Source organism: Massilia sp. FBCC-B171 (genome assembly GCF_059134155.1).
Window position 1 is genome coordinate 3,630,502 of sequence record NZ_CP101443.1, and the last position, 15,166, is coordinate 3,645,667.

11 protein-coding genes are annotated in these 15,166 nt (G+C 68.8%); 3 read left to right on the forward strand and 8 right to left on the reverse strand.

What is annotated here, in order from left to right; genetic code table 11:
• The first annotated feature begins 190 nt into the window (after window positions 1-190).
• Complete coding sequence (locus NMB41_RS16485) at window positions 191-2,998, forward strand: response regulator (RefSeq protein ID WP_494378888.1); 2,808 nt, start codon at window positions 191-193, stop codon at window positions 2,996-2,998.
• Between the two features lie 13 nt (window positions 2,999-3,011).
• On the forward strand, window positions 3,012-5,195 hold the full coding sequence (locus NMB41_RS16490) for a putative bifunctional diguanylate cyclase/phosphodiesterase (protein ID WP_494378889.1): 2,184 nt from the start codon (window positions 3,012-3,014) through the stop codon (window positions 5,193-5,195).
• On the opposite strand, the gene NMB41_RS16495 is transcribed toward NMB41_RS16490, so the two are convergent.
• Window positions 5,181-7,607: a penicillin acylase family protein gene (locus tag NMB41_RS16495; RefSeq protein ID WP_494378890.1), complete on the reverse strand. Its 2,427-nt coding sequence runs from the start codon at window positions 7,605-7,607 to the stop codon at window positions 5,181-5,183. The two genes, NMB41_RS16490 and NMB41_RS16495, sit on opposite strands and share 15 nt — an antisense overlap.
• Before the next feature lie 189 nt (window positions 7,608-7,796).
• Between NMB41_RS16495 and NMB41_RS16500 the strand changes: the two genes are divergently transcribed.
• Entirely contained in the window at window positions 7,797-8,078 is a 282-nt protein-coding gene (locus tag NMB41_RS16500) for a hypothetical protein (protein ID WP_494378891.1), read from the forward strand.
• A 24-nt stretch (window positions 8,079-8,102) separates the two neighbouring features.
• Here the strand turns inward: NMB41_RS16500 and NMB41_RS16505 are convergent, their stop codons facing one another.
• From NMB41_RS16505 to NMB41_RS16535, 7 genes are all read right to left on the reverse strand, one after another.
• Complete coding sequence (locus NMB41_RS16505; protein WP_494378892.1) at window positions 8,103-8,897, reverse strand: DUF2334 domain-containing protein; 795 nt, start codon at window positions 8,895-8,897, stop codon at window positions 8,103-8,105.
• Window positions 8,884-10,020 carry a glycosyltransferase family 4 protein gene (locus NMB41_RS16510; RefSeq protein WP_494378893.1) on the reverse strand — a complete coding sequence of 379 codons (1,137 nt, stop codon included), beginning with the start codon at window positions 10,018-10,020 and terminating at the stop codon, window positions 8,884-8,886. The genes NMB41_RS16505 and NMB41_RS16510 overlap by 14 nt, the downstream gene beginning before the upstream one ends.
• Window positions 10,021-10,128: 108 nt before the next feature.
• Window positions 10,129-10,719 (reverse strand): recombination mediator RecR, encoded by a 591-nt coding sequence (recR, locus tag NMB41_RS16515; RefSeq protein ID WP_494378894.1) that lies wholly within the window; start codon window positions 10,717-10,719, stop codon window positions 10,129-10,131.
• A gap of 1 nt (window position 10,720) precedes the next feature.
• On the reverse strand, window positions 10,721-11,011 hold the full coding sequence (locus NMB41_RS16520) for a YciI family protein (protein WP_494378895.1): 291 nt from the start codon (window positions 11,009-11,011) through the stop codon (window positions 10,721-10,723).
• On the reverse strand, window positions 11,011-11,340 hold the full coding sequence (locus NMB41_RS16525) for a YbaB/EbfC family nucleoid-associated protein (RefSeq protein WP_494378896.1): 330 nt from the start codon (window positions 11,338-11,340) through the stop codon (window positions 11,011-11,013). The genes NMB41_RS16520 and NMB41_RS16525 overlap by 1 nt, the downstream gene beginning before the upstream one ends.
• 35 nt (window positions 11,341-11,375) lie before the next feature.
• The gene (locus tag NMB41_RS16530) at window positions 11,376-13,550 is read right to left on the reverse strand and encodes a DNA polymerase III subunit gamma/tau (protein ID WP_494378897.1); all 2,175 of its coding nucleotides are present in this window, start codon (window positions 13,548-13,550) and stop codon (window positions 11,376-11,378) included.
• A 104-nt stretch (window positions 13,551-13,654) separates the two neighbouring features.
• Window positions 13,655-15,127 (reverse strand): methyl-accepting chemotaxis protein, encoded by a 1,473-nt coding sequence (locus tag NMB41_RS16535; RefSeq protein WP_494378898.1) that lies wholly within the window; start codon window positions 15,125-15,127, stop codon window positions 13,655-13,657.
• Window positions 15,128-15,166: the final 39 nt, after the last annotated feature.

Consider the following 15,166-nt stretch of genomic DNA (forward strand, 5'->3'; position numbering starts at 1 on the left):
CCGGCCATGCCGGCCTCCTGAACCGCTCCCCAACGCCCCCATCCCTCCCGCCTTGCGCCACCGCAAGGCCACCCCCTCCCCTCCCACGTAATATTTTTTCTTGCAGGAATTTGCATTTCTGCAAGGAGGGCATGCGCGTGCTGGACCGCGCAGGCCCGTGCCGCCATGCCGCTCCTGCACACTTGCCTCCATGCCGAACTTCGCGCGTTCCAGCCTGTACCGCAAACTGACGACGATGTCGCTGCTGTCGACCGGCACCGCCCTGCTGTGCGTGTTCCTCGCCTTCTCGGTCGCCTCGGTGGTGAACAAGCGCGAGAACGAAGGGCGCCACCTGTCCTCGCTGGCCGGCGTGGTGGCCACCAGCAGTGCCGACGCGCTGATCTTCAACGACCCCACGCTGGCGCTGACCCTGCTCGTCTCGCTGGAGGCGAAACCCGAAATTTCGCGCGCCGCCCTGTACGACCGCAAGGGCAAGCTGTTCTCCTCGTACAGCTCGCCCTCGCATGCGACCGAGAAGCCGGCCCCCATGCTCGAGGCCGTCGATGAAGCCACGCTGGCCGCGGCCAACTTAGAGGGCGGCAAGCTCACCTCGGCGCGCCTGCGCCTGTACCGGCCGGTCCTGGGCGGCAAAGCCCAGGTCGGCGTGCTCGTGATCGAACTCGACCTACTGCCGATGTGGCGCGACATCCTGCACAGCGTCGGCGTGCTGGCCGGCGCGATGTGCATCTCGCTGCTGGTGTCGCTGGTGCTGGCGCGGCGCTTCACGCGAGGCATCACCGATCCGGTGACGCGGCTGATCCAGGCGGCGCAAAACGTGTCGGAGAGCCAGAACTACACGCTGCGGGTGCCGCATACCCGGCGCGACGAACTGGGCAAGCTGATCGACAGCTTCAACGACATGCTGGCCCAGATCGAAGGCCGCGGCGCCGCCCTCACCACGCACCGCGACGAACTCGAACGCCAGGTCTCGGTGCGTACCGAGCAGCTGGAACGCGCCAAGAACGCGGCCGAAGCGGCAAGCCGCGCGAAAAGCGCTTTTCTCGCCACCATGAGCCACGAGATCCGCACCCCCATGAACGGCGTGCTGGGCATGACCGAGATGCTGCTCGGGACCAACCTGAGCGAAGCCCAGCGCAACTACACGCGCCTGGTCAAGCGCTCGGGCGAGCACCTGCTGGTGATCATCAACGACATCCTCGACTTCTCGAAGATCGAGGCCGGCAAGCTGACCATCGAATACATCAACTTCAACCTGTGGGACCTGTTAGAGGACATCCACACGGTCTACACGCCGCAGGCCCAGAACAAGGGCATTGCACTCGACTTCGACATCGCCAACGACATCCCGGTGGCGATCTGCGGCGACCCCAACCGCCTGCGCCAGATCATGGCCAATTTGCTCGGCAACGCGATCAAGTTCACCGAGCAGGGCCGCATCGAAGCGCGCGTGCGCGTGGCCAGCGAAGACAGCCAGGCCGTGATGCTGCGCTTCGAGGTGATCGATACCGGCATCGGCATTTCGCGCGAGGCGCGCGGGCGCCTGTTCGAGGCCTTTTCCCAGGCCGACGATTCGACCACCCGCAAGTTCGGCGGCACCGGCCTGGGCCTGGCGATCTCCAAGCAGCTGGTCGAACTGATGGGCGGCGCGATCGGCGTCGACAACGGCGCCAAACAGGGTTCGGTGTTCTGGTTCACGGTCAGCTTCGACAAGCGCCGTGTCGATCCCGACGCGCCCGGCGGCCAGCAGCAGGTGCAAGGCGGCATGCGCGTGCTGGTGGTGGACGAGGACGAGACCACGCGCATCGCGCTGGAACGCCACCTGACGGCCTGGAACCTGGCCTGCGAAGGCGCCGCCAGTGCGCGCGCCGCGCTCGAGCTGCTCGGGACCCGTGCGCGCGCCTGCCAGCCATTCGACGCCGCCATCATCAACATGGAACTGACGCACTCGAGCGGCCTGCTGCTGGCGGCGACCATCAAGGCCGATCCGCTAACGCGCCCGACGCGCCTGATCCTGCTCAGCCCCGAGCGCGTGGCGGCCGACCCGGTCCAGCGGCGCGAAGCGGGCGTGGCCTACCAACTGATCGAACCGGCCCGCGCGGCCGACCTGTTCGCCTGCCTCGGCACCCGGCCGCGCGGCCTGACCGCGCCGGCGCCGCACTTCCTGCCGCCGCCGCAGGTCCCGCGCGGCGATGGCAATGCACGCGTCCGGCGCGTGCTCCTGGCCGAGGACAATCCGGTCAATATCGAAGTGGCGAAAGCCATGCTCGAGAGCCTGGGTTTGCAGGCCCAGGTCGCACAGAATGGCCGTCAAGCGCTGGAGGCCGTGCGCAACGAGACCTTCGAGGCGGTGCTGATGGATTGCCAGATGCCGGTGATGGACGGCTTTGCCGCGACCTCCGAAATCCGCCGCGAAGAGCAGGACGCCGGCCGTCCGCGCACGCTGCCGGTGATCGCGATCACGGCCAATGCGCTGCAGGGCGACCGCGAGGCTTGCCTGGCCGCCGGCATGGACGACTACCTGTCGAAACCGTTTACCCAGGCGGAACTGGCCGGCGTGATCGGCCGCTGGATCGCCTTGCCGCTCGCCGCCAGCGTGCACCACGACGATGCCGCGCCGACCCTGCCCGAGGCGGCGCGCGAGGTGATCCAGCGCGACGTCATCAACGCCAAGGCGCTGGAGAACATCCGCGCGCTGAGCCAGCACGGCGGCGACGCGCTGGTGCGCAAGGTGATTGCCGCCTATGTCGGCGACGCCCCGCAGCACCTGCGCACGCTGCGCCAGGCCGTCGGCGGGCAGGATGCCGCTACCGTGCGCCGGGTCGCGCACAGCCTGAAGTCGGCCAGCGCCAACGTCGGCGCCGACACCCTGGCACGCCTGTGCAGGGACCTCGAACAAATGGGCCGCAGTGCCAGCGTGCTGGGGGCGGCGACCCTGCTGACCGACATGGAAGAAGAGTTCCAGGCGGTGCAGCAATCACTGAACGCCATGATGGTCTAGAGAAGGAAACACGATGTCAGCCTCCCCTTCCCCACAACGCGGTGTCGTGCTGGTCGCCGATGACGATCCGGTGATGCGCCTCCTGATGCTCGAGATGCTGCAGCAGGTCGGGCTGGACGCCATCGAGGCCGAGGACGGGCGCCAGGCGCTGTCCCTGGCGCGCGAACACCGTCCCGACCTGATCCTGATGGACGTCGAGATGCCGCACCTGGACGGTTTTGCCGCCTGCCGCGCGATCCGCCGCGGCGACGGTCCCGGCGCTTCGGTCCCGATCGTGATGGTCACCGGCGGCGACGACATCGAGGCGGTCACCAGCGCCTACGAGGCCGGCGCCACCGATTTCGTCTCGAAGCCGATCAACTGGCCGATCCTCGGCCACCGCGTGCTGTACGTGCTGCGCGCCAGCGACGCGATCGCGCGCCTGCGCATCGCCGACGCCCAGAACCGCGCCGTGCTGGCCGCCATCCCCGACACCTTCTTTCGCATGAACCGCGACGGCTTCTATCTCGACTACGAGCCGGGACGCGGCTTCCCGAGCCGCGAGCGCGATGGCGCCGTGCCCTTCACGACCGAGCGCTGTGTCGGGCGCCACATCACCGAAGTGCTGCCCAAGGATATCGCCGGGCGCATGATGGAGCAGCTCGGAGAAGTCTTGCGCAACCAGCAGATCCGCTCGATCGAATACGAGCTGCTGCGCTTTGGCGCGACCCAGCATTTCGAAGCGCGCCTGGTGGCGACCGGCCCCGCGGAAGTACTGGGCCTGGTGCGCGACATCAGCGAGCGCAAACGCAGTGAAGAGCAGATCCGGCGCCTGGCCTATTGCGACAGCCTGACCGGCATCCCGAACCGCCAGGCTTTCCTGGAGACGCTCGAGCGCGAACTGCAGCGCTCGAAAGTCGGCAACAAGAAATTCGCCGTGCTGTTCATGGACCTCGACGCCTTCAAGCGCATCAACGACACGCTCGGCCACAACGTCGGCGACCATCTGCTGAAAATCGTCTCGGAGCGTTTGCGCGAAACCATCCGCCCGAGCGACCTGGTGTCGCGCAGCGAAGCGTCGCCCGGCTCAGCGCTACCCGGCGAAGCGGCGCCTAGCGAATACTCGAACTCGGCCACCAACCTGGCGCGCCTGGGCGGCGACGAATTCACGATCCTGATTCCCGACCTCGAGCGGGTCGAACATGCACTCAACGTCGCGCACCGGGTCAAGGAAGCGATGCGCCGGCCCTTCCTCATCGACGGCAACGAGATCTTCGTTACCGCCAGCATCGGCATCTCGCTGTTCCCGGAAGACGGCGACGACTGCAATTCGCTGCTCAAATTCGCCGACACGGCCATGTACCACGCCAAGAACTGCGGCAAGAACAACGCCAAGCTGTACAGCTCTTCGCTGACGATGCAGATCATGAGCCACGTGAAGCTCGAAGTGGGCCTGCGCAAGGCGCTGCAGAACGACGAACTGTATTTGCTGTACCAGCCGCAGCTCGATGTGCGCTCGCTCGAGATCGTCGGCGTCGAAGCGCTGGTGCGCTGGCGCCATCCCGAGCGCGGCATCATTTCGCCGACCGAATTCATCCCGCTGGCCGAAGAGACGGGCCTGATCGTGCCGATCGGCGAATGGGTCCTGCGCACCGCCTGCAACCAGGCGCGCGCCTGGCAGCGCGCCCTGCACCGCTCGGTGCGCATGGCGGTGAACCTGTCGGCCAAGCAGTTCAAGGACGAGAACCTGTCGCAGATCGTGCTCTCCGCGCTCGACGAAACCGGTCTCGATCCGAAGCTGCTGGAGCTGGAACTGACCGAAGGCACGCTGATGGACGACGCCAAGGCGACCCTGGCCACCCTGGAACAGCTGCGCGGCATCGGCGTCTACCTCTCGATCGACGACTTCGGCACCGGTTACTCGTCGATGAACTACCTCAAGCGCTTCGACGTGCGGTCCCTGAAAATCGATCGCAGCTTCATCTGCGGCCTGCCGCAGGATTCGGAGAACGCGGCCATCACGCGCGCCATCATCGCCATGGCCCATGGCCTGAAAATGGCGGTGGTGGCCGAAGGGGTCGAGACCGACGAACAGCTGGTCCTGCTCGAAGAATACGGCTGCGACCTGGTGCAGGGCTTCTTCCTCGGCCACCCCTCCAGCGCGGAGGCGATCACCGACATGCTCGGGCCGGTGCGCCTGGTGCTACCGGCGCCCTGAGACCGCGGGCGTCAGCGTGAGCGTATGGCGCGCTGGCCCGGGCAGGAGCGGCACCGGGCGGCCGCGCACCCAGTCGGCATGCCCGTGCAGGAAGAAGGGCGAGAGCGGATGGCCGCTCTGCCCGCCCGGCATGTTGTAGAGTCCCGCCTCCTCGCGCCCCGGCGACACCGTCATGCGTTCGGACTGGCCGAACTTCGGGCCGGCCACGCGCGGCATGTGGGCGTCGCCGGCCAGCTGGTCCGGCGGCACGCCGAGCCAGCCTTTCAATAGCGGCATGGCCAGCGCGATCGGGTGGGCAACAGCGGCCGTGTTGCGCGCGCCCCAGGTCGCTTCCGCCAGCGGCACGCCCTCCTTCTCCAGCTCGGCGAGCACACGGTCGACCGCCGCCAGCTGGACCTCGCGCCAGTCGCGCCGCCCCGGGGGCAGCCAGCCGGCCGGCTGTTCGTCGAGCAGGCGCGTGAGCACGGCCGGCCAGCGCGGGTTCGCCAGCGCCATCGTCGCCTTCGGATCGAGCGCCGCCAGCTGCGCGTTGACGCCGGCAAAAGCCAGGTCGTGCAGCGCCCACATGAAACTGCGCGCCAGCCGGTAGCCGACCGAGTCGACGTCGGCGCGGCCGTTCCAGCTGGTCGCGAGCAGGCGCCGGAAGGCGGCGCGCTGCGGCTGCCCTTCGAGCGCCGCCTTGTCGAGCACAGCGAGCGCACGCTCGCGCCACAGTGCGATAAACAGCGCGCGGTCGTCGAGCGCCACGGCAAAGGCGCCCTGCTCGTCGGTGCGGGGCCCGAGCCGGCGCAGGCGCTCGGCAAGCTGGCTGCTGCGCGCGCCCAAATCGAGGCCGCCGTCGCCGATCAGGCTGGCCGCGGGACCGTGCAGCTGGCGGCTATTCGCGGTAGAGAGCTGGCCGTCGGACGGATTGAGCACGCGCGGATAGGCTTGCGGCGCAAGCAGGCCGTCCCAGGGCGGCGTTGCCGTGCCTGCGGCGAGCGGAAAACTGGCGCCGGATCTGTCGACTGCGCCCTCGGCCGCGCGCCGCGGCAGGCGGCCGGCGATGGTCCAGCCGATATTCCCGGCGGCGTCCCCGGCAATGAAATTCTGGGCCGGGATGCCGTCGGTCGCGGCGATCGCCAGCGCCGCGTCGACCGTCGCCGCCCCTTCCAGCTGCAGGTGGTTCAGGTTGAGCGCACCCGGATCGTGCGCGACCCAGTGCACTGCCCAGGTTCTGCCGCCGGCTTCGCGCAGCGGACCGAAGGCGCTCTCGCGCACCACCAGCCGCTCGCTCGGCGCGTCCTTCACGGCGATCGTTTCGACATGCTCGGCCGGGCGCTCCCAGCCCTTCGGCGTGCGCACCTGGCCGGGCCGCGCGGGATCGACGGCGACTTCGACCAGGTCGAGGTAGTCGCCATAGCTGTTGGTAAAGCCCCAGGCGACCTGGCCGTTGCTGCCGGCGATGATCAGGGGCGGCGCGCCGGGCAGGGTCACGCCGACCAGCCGGCGCTCGCCGCCTTGCGCGTGCGGCACCGTGAACGCCAGCCGGTACCAGATGTTCGGCAGCTGCAGGCCCAGGTGCATGTCGTCCGAGACGATCGCCGCGCGCGTCGTGCTGCGGCTGCCGGCGATCGCATAGTTGTTACTGCCGACCATCTCGCCGCGCTCGAGCAGCGCCAGCGGCGCCGCCGGCCTGCCCGCCCTGCCCCACCACGTTGGCGCGGCAGGTGGCATTGGCGCATCCAGCGGCGCGAGCATGTTGTCGAGCGCCGCGTCCCAGCGCGAGGCCTGCGGCAGCAGGAAGGCCAGCTGCGCCGCGTCGCTGTGTTCGCGCAGCCAGCCGCGCGCCAGCGCGCGCGGCTCCTGGTTGCCCTGCAGGTCGATGAACATCGCCCATACCGCCAGCAGGCAATCCTCGGCACGCCAGGGCGCGGGCGGGGTGCCCGTCAACAGGTATTCGAACGGCCGGGCGCCGAGCGCCTGCAGGCCGTCGTTGACGCCGCCGGCGTAGCGCTCGATGAAGGCGCGTTCGGGCGGCGCCAGCGCTGCCAGGGCGCGTATGGCGCGGGCGCGGAAGCGGTGCAGGCGGCGCGCGCGGTCGAGCGGCAGTGCGCGCGCACCGAACAGCGCGGCCAGTTCGCCACCGGCCGTGCGGCGCAGCAGGTCCATCTGGAAGTAGCGCTCCTGGGCATGCACGAAACCGGTGGCATAGGCCACGTCGAGCCGGCTGGCGCCGCGGATCAGCGGGACGCCGGCAGCATCGCGCGCAATCGTCACGGGCGCCGCCAGTGCGGGCGCGGCCCGTGTGCCGTCGAGCTGCGCCAGGCTGGCGCGCAGCAGCAGCCAGGCGGCAAGCAGGCCCAGCAGGGCCAGGACGATGAAGGCCAGCGCCAGGCGCAGGCTCCAGGTTTTCCAGCGGCGTGGCCCCATCGCTCCCCCGCATTACTTTTTCGATGCGGACGATCTTGCCAGAAAAACCATACCTGAGCCAGCTTTCGGGCACATTCCATGCGGGGCGCATGGCGGCCTGAGGGTGTGTCCGATTGGACCGGATCGAGCAGTGTCCTGAATCTTGCGCTAAGCTCGAAACCAGGGAAGTTCACTGCAAAGGAGCTCGCTATGCGTACAACGATCGTACTGGCAGCGGCAGTGCTGCTGAGCGCCTGCGCCACGCCGCAGGAACGCGCGGCGCGCAAACAGGCGGAGATGGCCGACATGATCATCGTCTACGGCCCCGCCTGCGAACGCCTCGGCTATGCCCCGCAAAGCGACCAATGGCGCAGCTGCATCATCAGCCTGAGCACGAAGGACGAGGTGCAGCGCTACGGGGGCTATGCCGGGTACGGCGGGCCCTGGCACGGACGCTATTGGGGTGGCGGGTACTGGGGCCCGGGCTGGTAATAAGCTGTCCCAGCAGGATGCGTTCTAGGCCGCCAGCAGCCGCTTCGCACACTCCGCTTTCGTGACCGCCTCGCGCGTGGCCAGCATGCGCTCGACCAGGCACTGCGCGTGGGAGACCAGGCGCGGGTGGCGCACGTCGGGCGGATGCAGACTCAGGCGCATGAGCGGCGACTGCGCCATGCAGCGCGCGGCCAGGCTGGCGGCAAGCGGCGAGAGCACCCGGCCGGCCGGGTTGCGGGCGGTGTAGACGAGCGAGGGCGCGAACACCGACCGTCCCTGGCGCAGCAAATGAAAGCGCGTGAAGGTCGTCGTGTACGAGAACGCGAACTCGGGCAGCACGCGCCAGGACTCCTCGCCCAGCAGCCAGGCCGGCGGCACGAAGCCCGAGACCGGCCAGTCGCGCTGGCGGAACCATTCCAGGCCCAGCGCAATGCGCTCGCGCGCCTCGCTCGCCGCCAGTGCCGCGAACTCGCCTTCACGCTGGGTATAGACGCCGCGCAGGAAGCGCTGGCGCAGGCCGGCCGAGCGTTCGGCCGTATCGAGATGGGTGAGCCCGTGCAGCGCCAGTTCGTCGCCGCGCGCCAGCGCCGCATCGAGGCCGGCACGCATGGCGCGCTCGTCGTGCTCCTCGCCTGGGCGCGCGTGATAGCGCGGCACCACCAGCCAGGTCAGGCGGATGTCGGCGGCATGGCGCATCGCCCGCGCCAGGCGCGCGCATTCTTCCCAGGTGGCGGGCGCGACGTCGTGGATCGAGACGCAGAGCATGGGCGGCTCGGCGGCCAGCTGGCGCGCTCGCGATGGGAACTCAGTCGGTGACACAGATGCTCCTCGCCCCCGGCTCGTCCTGCCCGCGCGTGCCGAGCACGGCGTTATAGCGCCGCATCACCTGCGGCAGGATCTCGTTCCAGTCGTAATACTCGGCCGCCTTGCGCCGCGCATTGGCGCCCAGCAGGCCGAGGTCGCGTTCGTAGATGGCTTCGATGGCGCCGGCCAGGCTGTCGACGCAGTTCGGCCGGAACAGGATGCCCGTCGCTTCGTCGACCAGCTCGGCCACCCCGCCGCCGGTGGTGGCCACCACCGGCAGGCCGCAGGCCATCGCTTCGAGCACGATCAGGCCGAAGGTTTCGCAGTCGCCCGGATGCACCAGCACGTCGCAGCTGGCCAGCAGGCGCGCGAGATGGCGCTGGTTGCGCTTGAACGGGAGATAACTGACCTGCGGGTAGCGCGGCAGCTCGATGCCGCCGCCGATCATGAGCAGGTGATACGGCCGGCCGAGTTTGCGCACCGCCTCGATCAGGAGCGGCAGTTTTTTCTCCTGCGTGAAGCGCCCGGCATACACCAGCAGGCGCGCATTGGCCGGCAGGCGCAGGTGCGCGCGCAGGGTGTCGACCCGGCGCGCCGGATGGAAGGTGCTGCTGTCGATACCCAGCGGCTGGTGGCGCGCGTCGCGCACGCCCATCTCGTGCAGCTGCTCGACCATGGCGCGGCTGGGCGCGAGCACGAGGTCGAACTGGCGGTACAGGTGGGAAAGGTATTTGCAGGTGACGCCCTCGGCGGTCTGGCCGAAGCGCGGGCGCACCAGGCGCGGCAGGTCGGAATGGTAGAAGGCGATTGCCGGCACGCCGAGCCGGCGCCGCAGCCGCAAGGCCGCCCAGGCGCTGTGGCCGGCGTCGCCCGCTTCGATCAGGTCGGGCCCGGCCTGGCGCAGCAGGCGCGCCGGAGCGCGCACCGAGGTGGGCATGCGAAAGCCGTTGATGCCGGGCAGCGCCATGGCCGGCACGCGCACCAGCGCCGGGGCGGCGCCGCCGCTGTCGACATTCGGGCTGAGGATGGTGTGCTGGACGTGGCTATTGCTCGCCAGCCAGCGCGCCTTGGCATTCAGATAGGTGCTCACGCCGTTGCCTTCGGCGGCGTAAAACATCGTGATATCGACGAGGTGCATGCTTGCGGGGTCCATTGAACTAGACCCACGATAGCAGCGGCGTTTCATACGCGATTGCGCACACGCAAATGGCTACCGCCGCTCGATCAGCGGGATCATGTCAGAAGATTATGCACTGCGGCGATCGAGCATGGCGCGCGCGATGGTGCCCGCGTCCACGTACTCGAGCTCGCCACCGACAGGCACCCCGCGCGCGAGGCGGCTGACCCTGAGCCCGCGCGCCTTGAGCATCTCGCTGATGTAGTGGGCGGTGGCTTCGCCCTCGTTGGTGAAATTGGTCGCGAGCACGACCTCCCCCACCACGCCGTCGGCCGCGCGGCCAACGAGTTTATCCAGGTGCAGGTCCTTCGGACCGATGCCGTCCAGCGGCGACAGGCGTCCCATCAGCACGAAGTACAGGCCTTTGTACGTCAGGGTCTGTTCGATCATGATCTGGTCGGCCGGCGTTTCGACAATGCACAGCAGCGTACGGTCGCGCGCCTCGTCGGCGCACATGTCGCACACTTCGCTGTCGGCGAAGGTATTGCACATGGCGCAGTGGTGCACCGAGTCGACCGCCTGGTAGAGCGCGCGCGAGAGCATCGCGGCGCCTTCGCGGTCGTGCTGGAGCAGGTGGAAGGCCATGCGCTGGGCCGATTTCGGGCCGATGCCGGGCAGGCGGCGCAGCGCCTCGGTCAGGAAGTCGAGGGACTTGGACATGCTAGCGCGCGCGCCAGGCGGACAAGGCCTCGGCCGTCATGCTCGGGGTGAATTCGGTGATCTCGTAGCGCGCCAGGCTAGCCAGCGCGAACGGGTCTTCGCTCAGTATGCTTTCCAGCGCAGCGCGGCTGGGCGCGTGCGCGAGGATGATGCCGCCGTCGCGCGGCACCTTGGCGCCCGACATCAGAAACACACCGGCTGCGTATTGCGCGGCCAGGTAGTCGCGGTGCGCGGCCAGGTGTGCGTCGACTTCCGTCAGGGGCGCCGTGTAACTGAGCGAAACAATGAACATTAGAAGGGCATCTTGAAGCCAGGCGGCAGGCCCGGCATGCCGGCGGTCAGGCCGCTCATCTTCTCGGCGGAGGTCGCTTCGGCCTTGCGCACGGCGTCATTGAAGGCGGCGGCGACCAGGTCTTCCAGCATGTCCTTGTCTTCGGCCAGCAGCGATGGATCGATCTGCACGCGCTTGACGTCGTTCTTGCAGGTCATCGTGACCTTCACCATGCCTGCGCCCGACTGGCCTTCGACTTCGATCAGGGCCAGCGCGTCCTGCGCCTTCTTCATGTTGTCCTGCATGGCTTGCGCCTGTTTCATCAAGCCTGCGAGCTGGTTCTTCATCATGGTGTGGTTCTCCAATTAATCGTTGAAAGGGGTGGTCAGACCGGCGGGCGCACCGAGCCGGGCACGACAAAGGCGCCCAGCACGCGCTCCATCTCCTGGACGAAGGGGTCGCCGGCGACAATGGCTTCAGCCAGGCGCTGGCGCTCTTCGCGTGCGGCTTTCGCCTCGGCGCTGGCCGTGTACCAGACCGGACCGATTTCGGTTTCGATGGTGATGCGCTTGCCGGCAAAAATATCCTGCACGGCCGCTTGCAGCTTTTCGCTGTTGCCGCTGGCGCGCAGGGTGTCGACCGGCACGCGCAGGCGCAATATCGCCGAACCGGCGTCGGCATGGCAGTCGATCAGTTCGGTCTGCAGGGCCAGCTGCTGCGACACGCCGCGCAGCGGCAGGCGGGCGGCCAGCGCCGGCCAGTTGCCGTCCCAGTCGAGTTCCGGCACCGGGGTGACGACGTAGTCATGGGCAGGCTTGGCCGGCGCACGCGCTGACACCGGCGCGCTGACGGGCGGCGCCACCGCGGCGGCGGCCGCTTCGTTGGCAACGGCGGTGTCGTGGGAAAATTCGGTGACCCAGGATGGCGGTTCGTCTTCGGCGGCCTCGTTGCCCACGCGTGCCTGCGCTTGCGGCTGCTGCTGTGCCTGCGCCTGTGCGCCTGATTGGCCCCAGGGCGGCGACGTTCCCGGACGGGCGGCGGCGGCGGGTGCCGAACCAGCGGCCGGCGGCGCCATGCGCGCACCTGAAGCGCCGGGCGCTGCGCTTGGTCCCACATTGATTGGACGTGCCGGCGCCGGCGCTTCGGCAGGCGCAGCGGCCGCAGGCGGATTGTCGGCACCCGGGCGCTTGGGTGGCGTACGCTGGCCCGAGGCCGCGCGCGCCGCTTCGAGCGCCGCGTTGATCGCGGCGCGGGCCGAATTCATGGCCGGCGCCGGATTGGCGGCAGCGGCAGGAGCGGCGGGAGCGGCCGCGGCAGCCGGCGGCGGTGCGGCCGGACGCGGCGGCGCGCTGACAGGAGCCGGTGCGGCTGCGGCCGCGGCCGACGCCGCGCGTCCCACCGGCGCGGCGGCGCGCGGTGCAGCCACGGCGCTCGGCGCAGCGGTGCGCTCGGCGCCGCCCTGCCCCGGACGGAAGGCCAGCATGCGCAATAAAGTCATCGTGAAGCCGGCGTACTCGTCCGGCGCGAGTCCGATCTCGTTGCGGCCGTGCACGGCGATCTGATAGAAGAGCTGCACTTCCTGCGGGTCGAAGGCCTCGGCCAGGCGCAGGATGTCGGCCAGCTCCGGCAAATCCTGCGGCACCGCGTTCGGTACCGATTGCGCCAGCGCGATCCGGTGCAGCAAGGTGCCGAGGTCCTGCAGCGCGCCGTTGTACGACAGGCTGCGGCTGGCCATCTCGTCGGCCACGGCCAGCAGGTCGGCGCCGTTTTCCTGGGCCAGCGCATCGAGCAGGCGCACCAGGTAGGACTGGTCGAGCGCACCCAGCATGCCCTGCACCGCCTCCAAAGTGACGGCGCCGGCGGCGTAGGCGATGGCCTGATCGGTCAGCGAGAGCGCGTCGCGCATCGAGCCGTGCGCGCCCTGGGCCAGCAGGCGCAGCGCCGGCTGTTCGAAGCTCACTTCTTCCTGGCCCAGGATGTTTTCCAGGTGGCCGACGATGTGACCTGGCGGCATTTGCTTCAGGTTGAACTGGAGGCAGCGCGACAGCACCGTGACCGGGATCTTTTGCGGGTCGGTGGTGGCGAGGATGAACTTGACGTGCTCGGGCGGCTCCTCGAGCGTCTTGAGCATCGAGTTGAACGCGTGGTTGGTCAGCATGTGCACCTCATCGATCATGTAGACCTTGAAGCGCGCATTGCTCGGTGCGTAGACGGCCTGCTCGAGCAGCTGGGCCATTTCGTCGACGCCGCGGTTGGAGGCGGCGTCCATCTCTATATAGTCGACGAAGCGCCCGGCATCGATCGCGCGGCAGGCTTCGCAGGCGCCGCAGGGCTGGGCCGTGATGCCGCCCTGCCCGTCCGGGCCGATGCAGTTGAGCGACTTGGCCAGGATGCGCGAGAGCGTCGTCTTGCCGACGCCGCGGGTGCCCGTGAACAGGTAGGCATGGTGCAGGCGGCCGGTGCCGAGCGCGTGGGTGAGCGCGCGCACGACGTGCTCCTGGCCAACCAGCGTGTCGAAGTTCTTGGGGCGGTATTTGCGGGCGAGGACTTGATAGGACATACAGCGATTTTACCGCAGTTGGGCTTAGGTGCGAACTTTCCCGGCTGAGGGAAAGTTCGCCCGGCAGGCTTGACAGGGCGGCAAACCGGCTGGCTTTTTTCGAATCAGGCGGCCAGCAAGGCCGGGCGCCTTGTGCTGCCCTGGACTGCGCCGTTTGCACCATCCAGGTGGAACACCGCCACCACCTCGGCCAGGTGGCTCGCTTCGTCTTTCAGCGCGCCGGCCGCGGTCGCCGCTTCGCGCACCATGGCCGCGTTGTTGCGGGTGTCGTCGTCCATCGCGCCGATGGCCTGGCTGATGGCCGCGATCTCCTGCGCCTGCTCGCGGCTGGCGCCGCTGATCTCGCCGATGATGCCCGAGACCTTGTGCACGCTCTCGACCACTTCTTCCATCGTGCGCCCGGCCTGCTGGGCCAGGGTGCTGCCGGCGCTCACTTGCACCACCGACTCTTCGATCAGGGCCTTGATCTCGCGCGCGGCGCCCGCCGAACGCTGGGCCAGGTTGCGCACTTCGCTGGCGACCACGGCAAAGCCACGGCCCTGCTCACCCGCACGGGCCGCTTCGACGGCCGCATTCAGGGCCAGGATATTCGTCTGGAAAGCGATGCCGTCGATCACGGAAATAATATCGCCGATGCGGCGCGAGGAGGCGTCGATCGCCTGCATGCGTTCGACCACCTGGCTCACGACCTGGCCGCCGCGCGTGGCCACGTTCGAGGCGGACCCGGCCAGCGCATCGGCCTGGCGCGCGTGTTCGGCATTCTGGCGCACGGTGTCTGTCAGTTCCGCCATCGAGGCGACGGTGGCGCGGATGGCGTCGGCCTGGCGCTGGGTGCGCTGGGACAGCTCGGCATTACCTTCGGCAATCTGGTGCGAGGCGCTGCTGGTGGTGTGCACGCTGCGCTGGACGCTGGCCAGCGCCCGGCCCAGCAAGGCGACCACTTCCTGCAGTGCGCGGCCGCTGTCGCTTTGCGCCGGCAGCTGGGTGCGCAGGTCGATCGCGCCGTTGGCCGCTTGCAGCGCCGCGACGCTGACGCGCAATTCGGCCGACTGCACCGCTTCTCGCTGCAGGATCCGGGCCAGGTAGCAGAGCACGATGGTTTCAGCCACCACATAGCCTGCATGCACCAGCACGATGCCGATGCCTGGCTCGACCAGGCAGCGCACGCCATAGCCCATCTCCTGCAGGTAATTAAAGGACAGGTGGTGCAGTGCCGTCAGGCCGGCCGCGGCGACGATCACGGTCCAGTCGCGGTAGCACAGCAGGAAGGCAAGCGCCACGAAGAGGCCGAAGTGCAGCTCGTCGCGCCCGCCGCCCTGGTGGATATGCAGCGCGCACATGACGATCAGGGCCAGGGCGGTGGCAAAGCGCGTCACGCGCGCGCCGCCGGCGGTCAGCATCAGGACGGTCGGGATGGCGGCGGCGGGAATACCCACCGCGAGCGCCCAGCCCAGCGTGTCGTGCATGCCCGAGAGAGCGAGGGCGACGGCGAACATTGCCCACAGAATCATCACCATCAAGCGGTCTGCCCGGTGCGAGTGCTGGCGTAGTGCTTCGTCCACGTGCAAGTTACTCATCCTGATCCTCGATTTATTGGAATTATTGAAGAGACAGAG

Excerpts from the sequence above, each read along its gene's own strand:
- NMB41_RS16485 (WP_494378888.1), top strand. The coding sequence starts at position 191 with ATGCCGAACTTCGCGCGTTCCAGCCTGTACCGCAAACTGACGACGATG.
- NMB41_RS16490 (WP_494378889.1), top strand. The coding sequence starts at position 3,012 with ATGTCAGCCTCCCCTTCCCCACAACGCGGTGTCGTGCTGGTCGCCGAT.
- NMB41_RS16495 (WP_494378890.1), bottom strand. The coding sequence starts at position 7,607 with ATGGGGCCACGCCGCTGGAAAACCTGGAGCCTGCGCCTGGCGCTGGCC.
- NMB41_RS16500 (WP_494378891.1), top strand. The coding sequence starts at position 7,797 with ATGCGTACAACGATCGTACTGGCAGCGGCAGTGCTGCTGAGCGCCTGC.
- NMB41_RS16510 (WP_494378893.1), bottom strand. The coding sequence starts at position 10,020 with ATGCACCTCGTCGATATCACGATGTTTTACGCCGCCGAAGGCAACGGC.
- recR (WP_494378894.1), bottom strand. The coding sequence starts at position 10,719 with ATGTCCAAGTCCCTCGACTTCCTGACCGAGGCGCTGCGCCGCCTGCCC.
- NMB41_RS16520 (WP_494378895.1), bottom strand. The coding sequence starts at position 11,011 with ATGTTCATTGTTTCGCTCAGTTACACGGCGCCCCTGACGGAAGTCGAC.
- NMB41_RS16525 (WP_494378896.1), bottom strand. The coding sequence starts at position 11,340 with ATGATGAAGAACCAGCTCGCAGGCTTGATGAAACAGGCGCAAGCCATG.
- NMB41_RS16530 (WP_494378897.1), bottom strand. The coding sequence starts at position 13,550 with ATGTCCTATCAAGTCCTCGCCCGCAAATACCGCCCCAAGAACTTCGAC.
- NMB41_RS16535 (WP_494378898.1), bottom strand. The coding sequence starts at position 15,127 with ATGAGTAACTTGCACGTGGACGAAGCACTACGCCAGCACTCGCACCGG.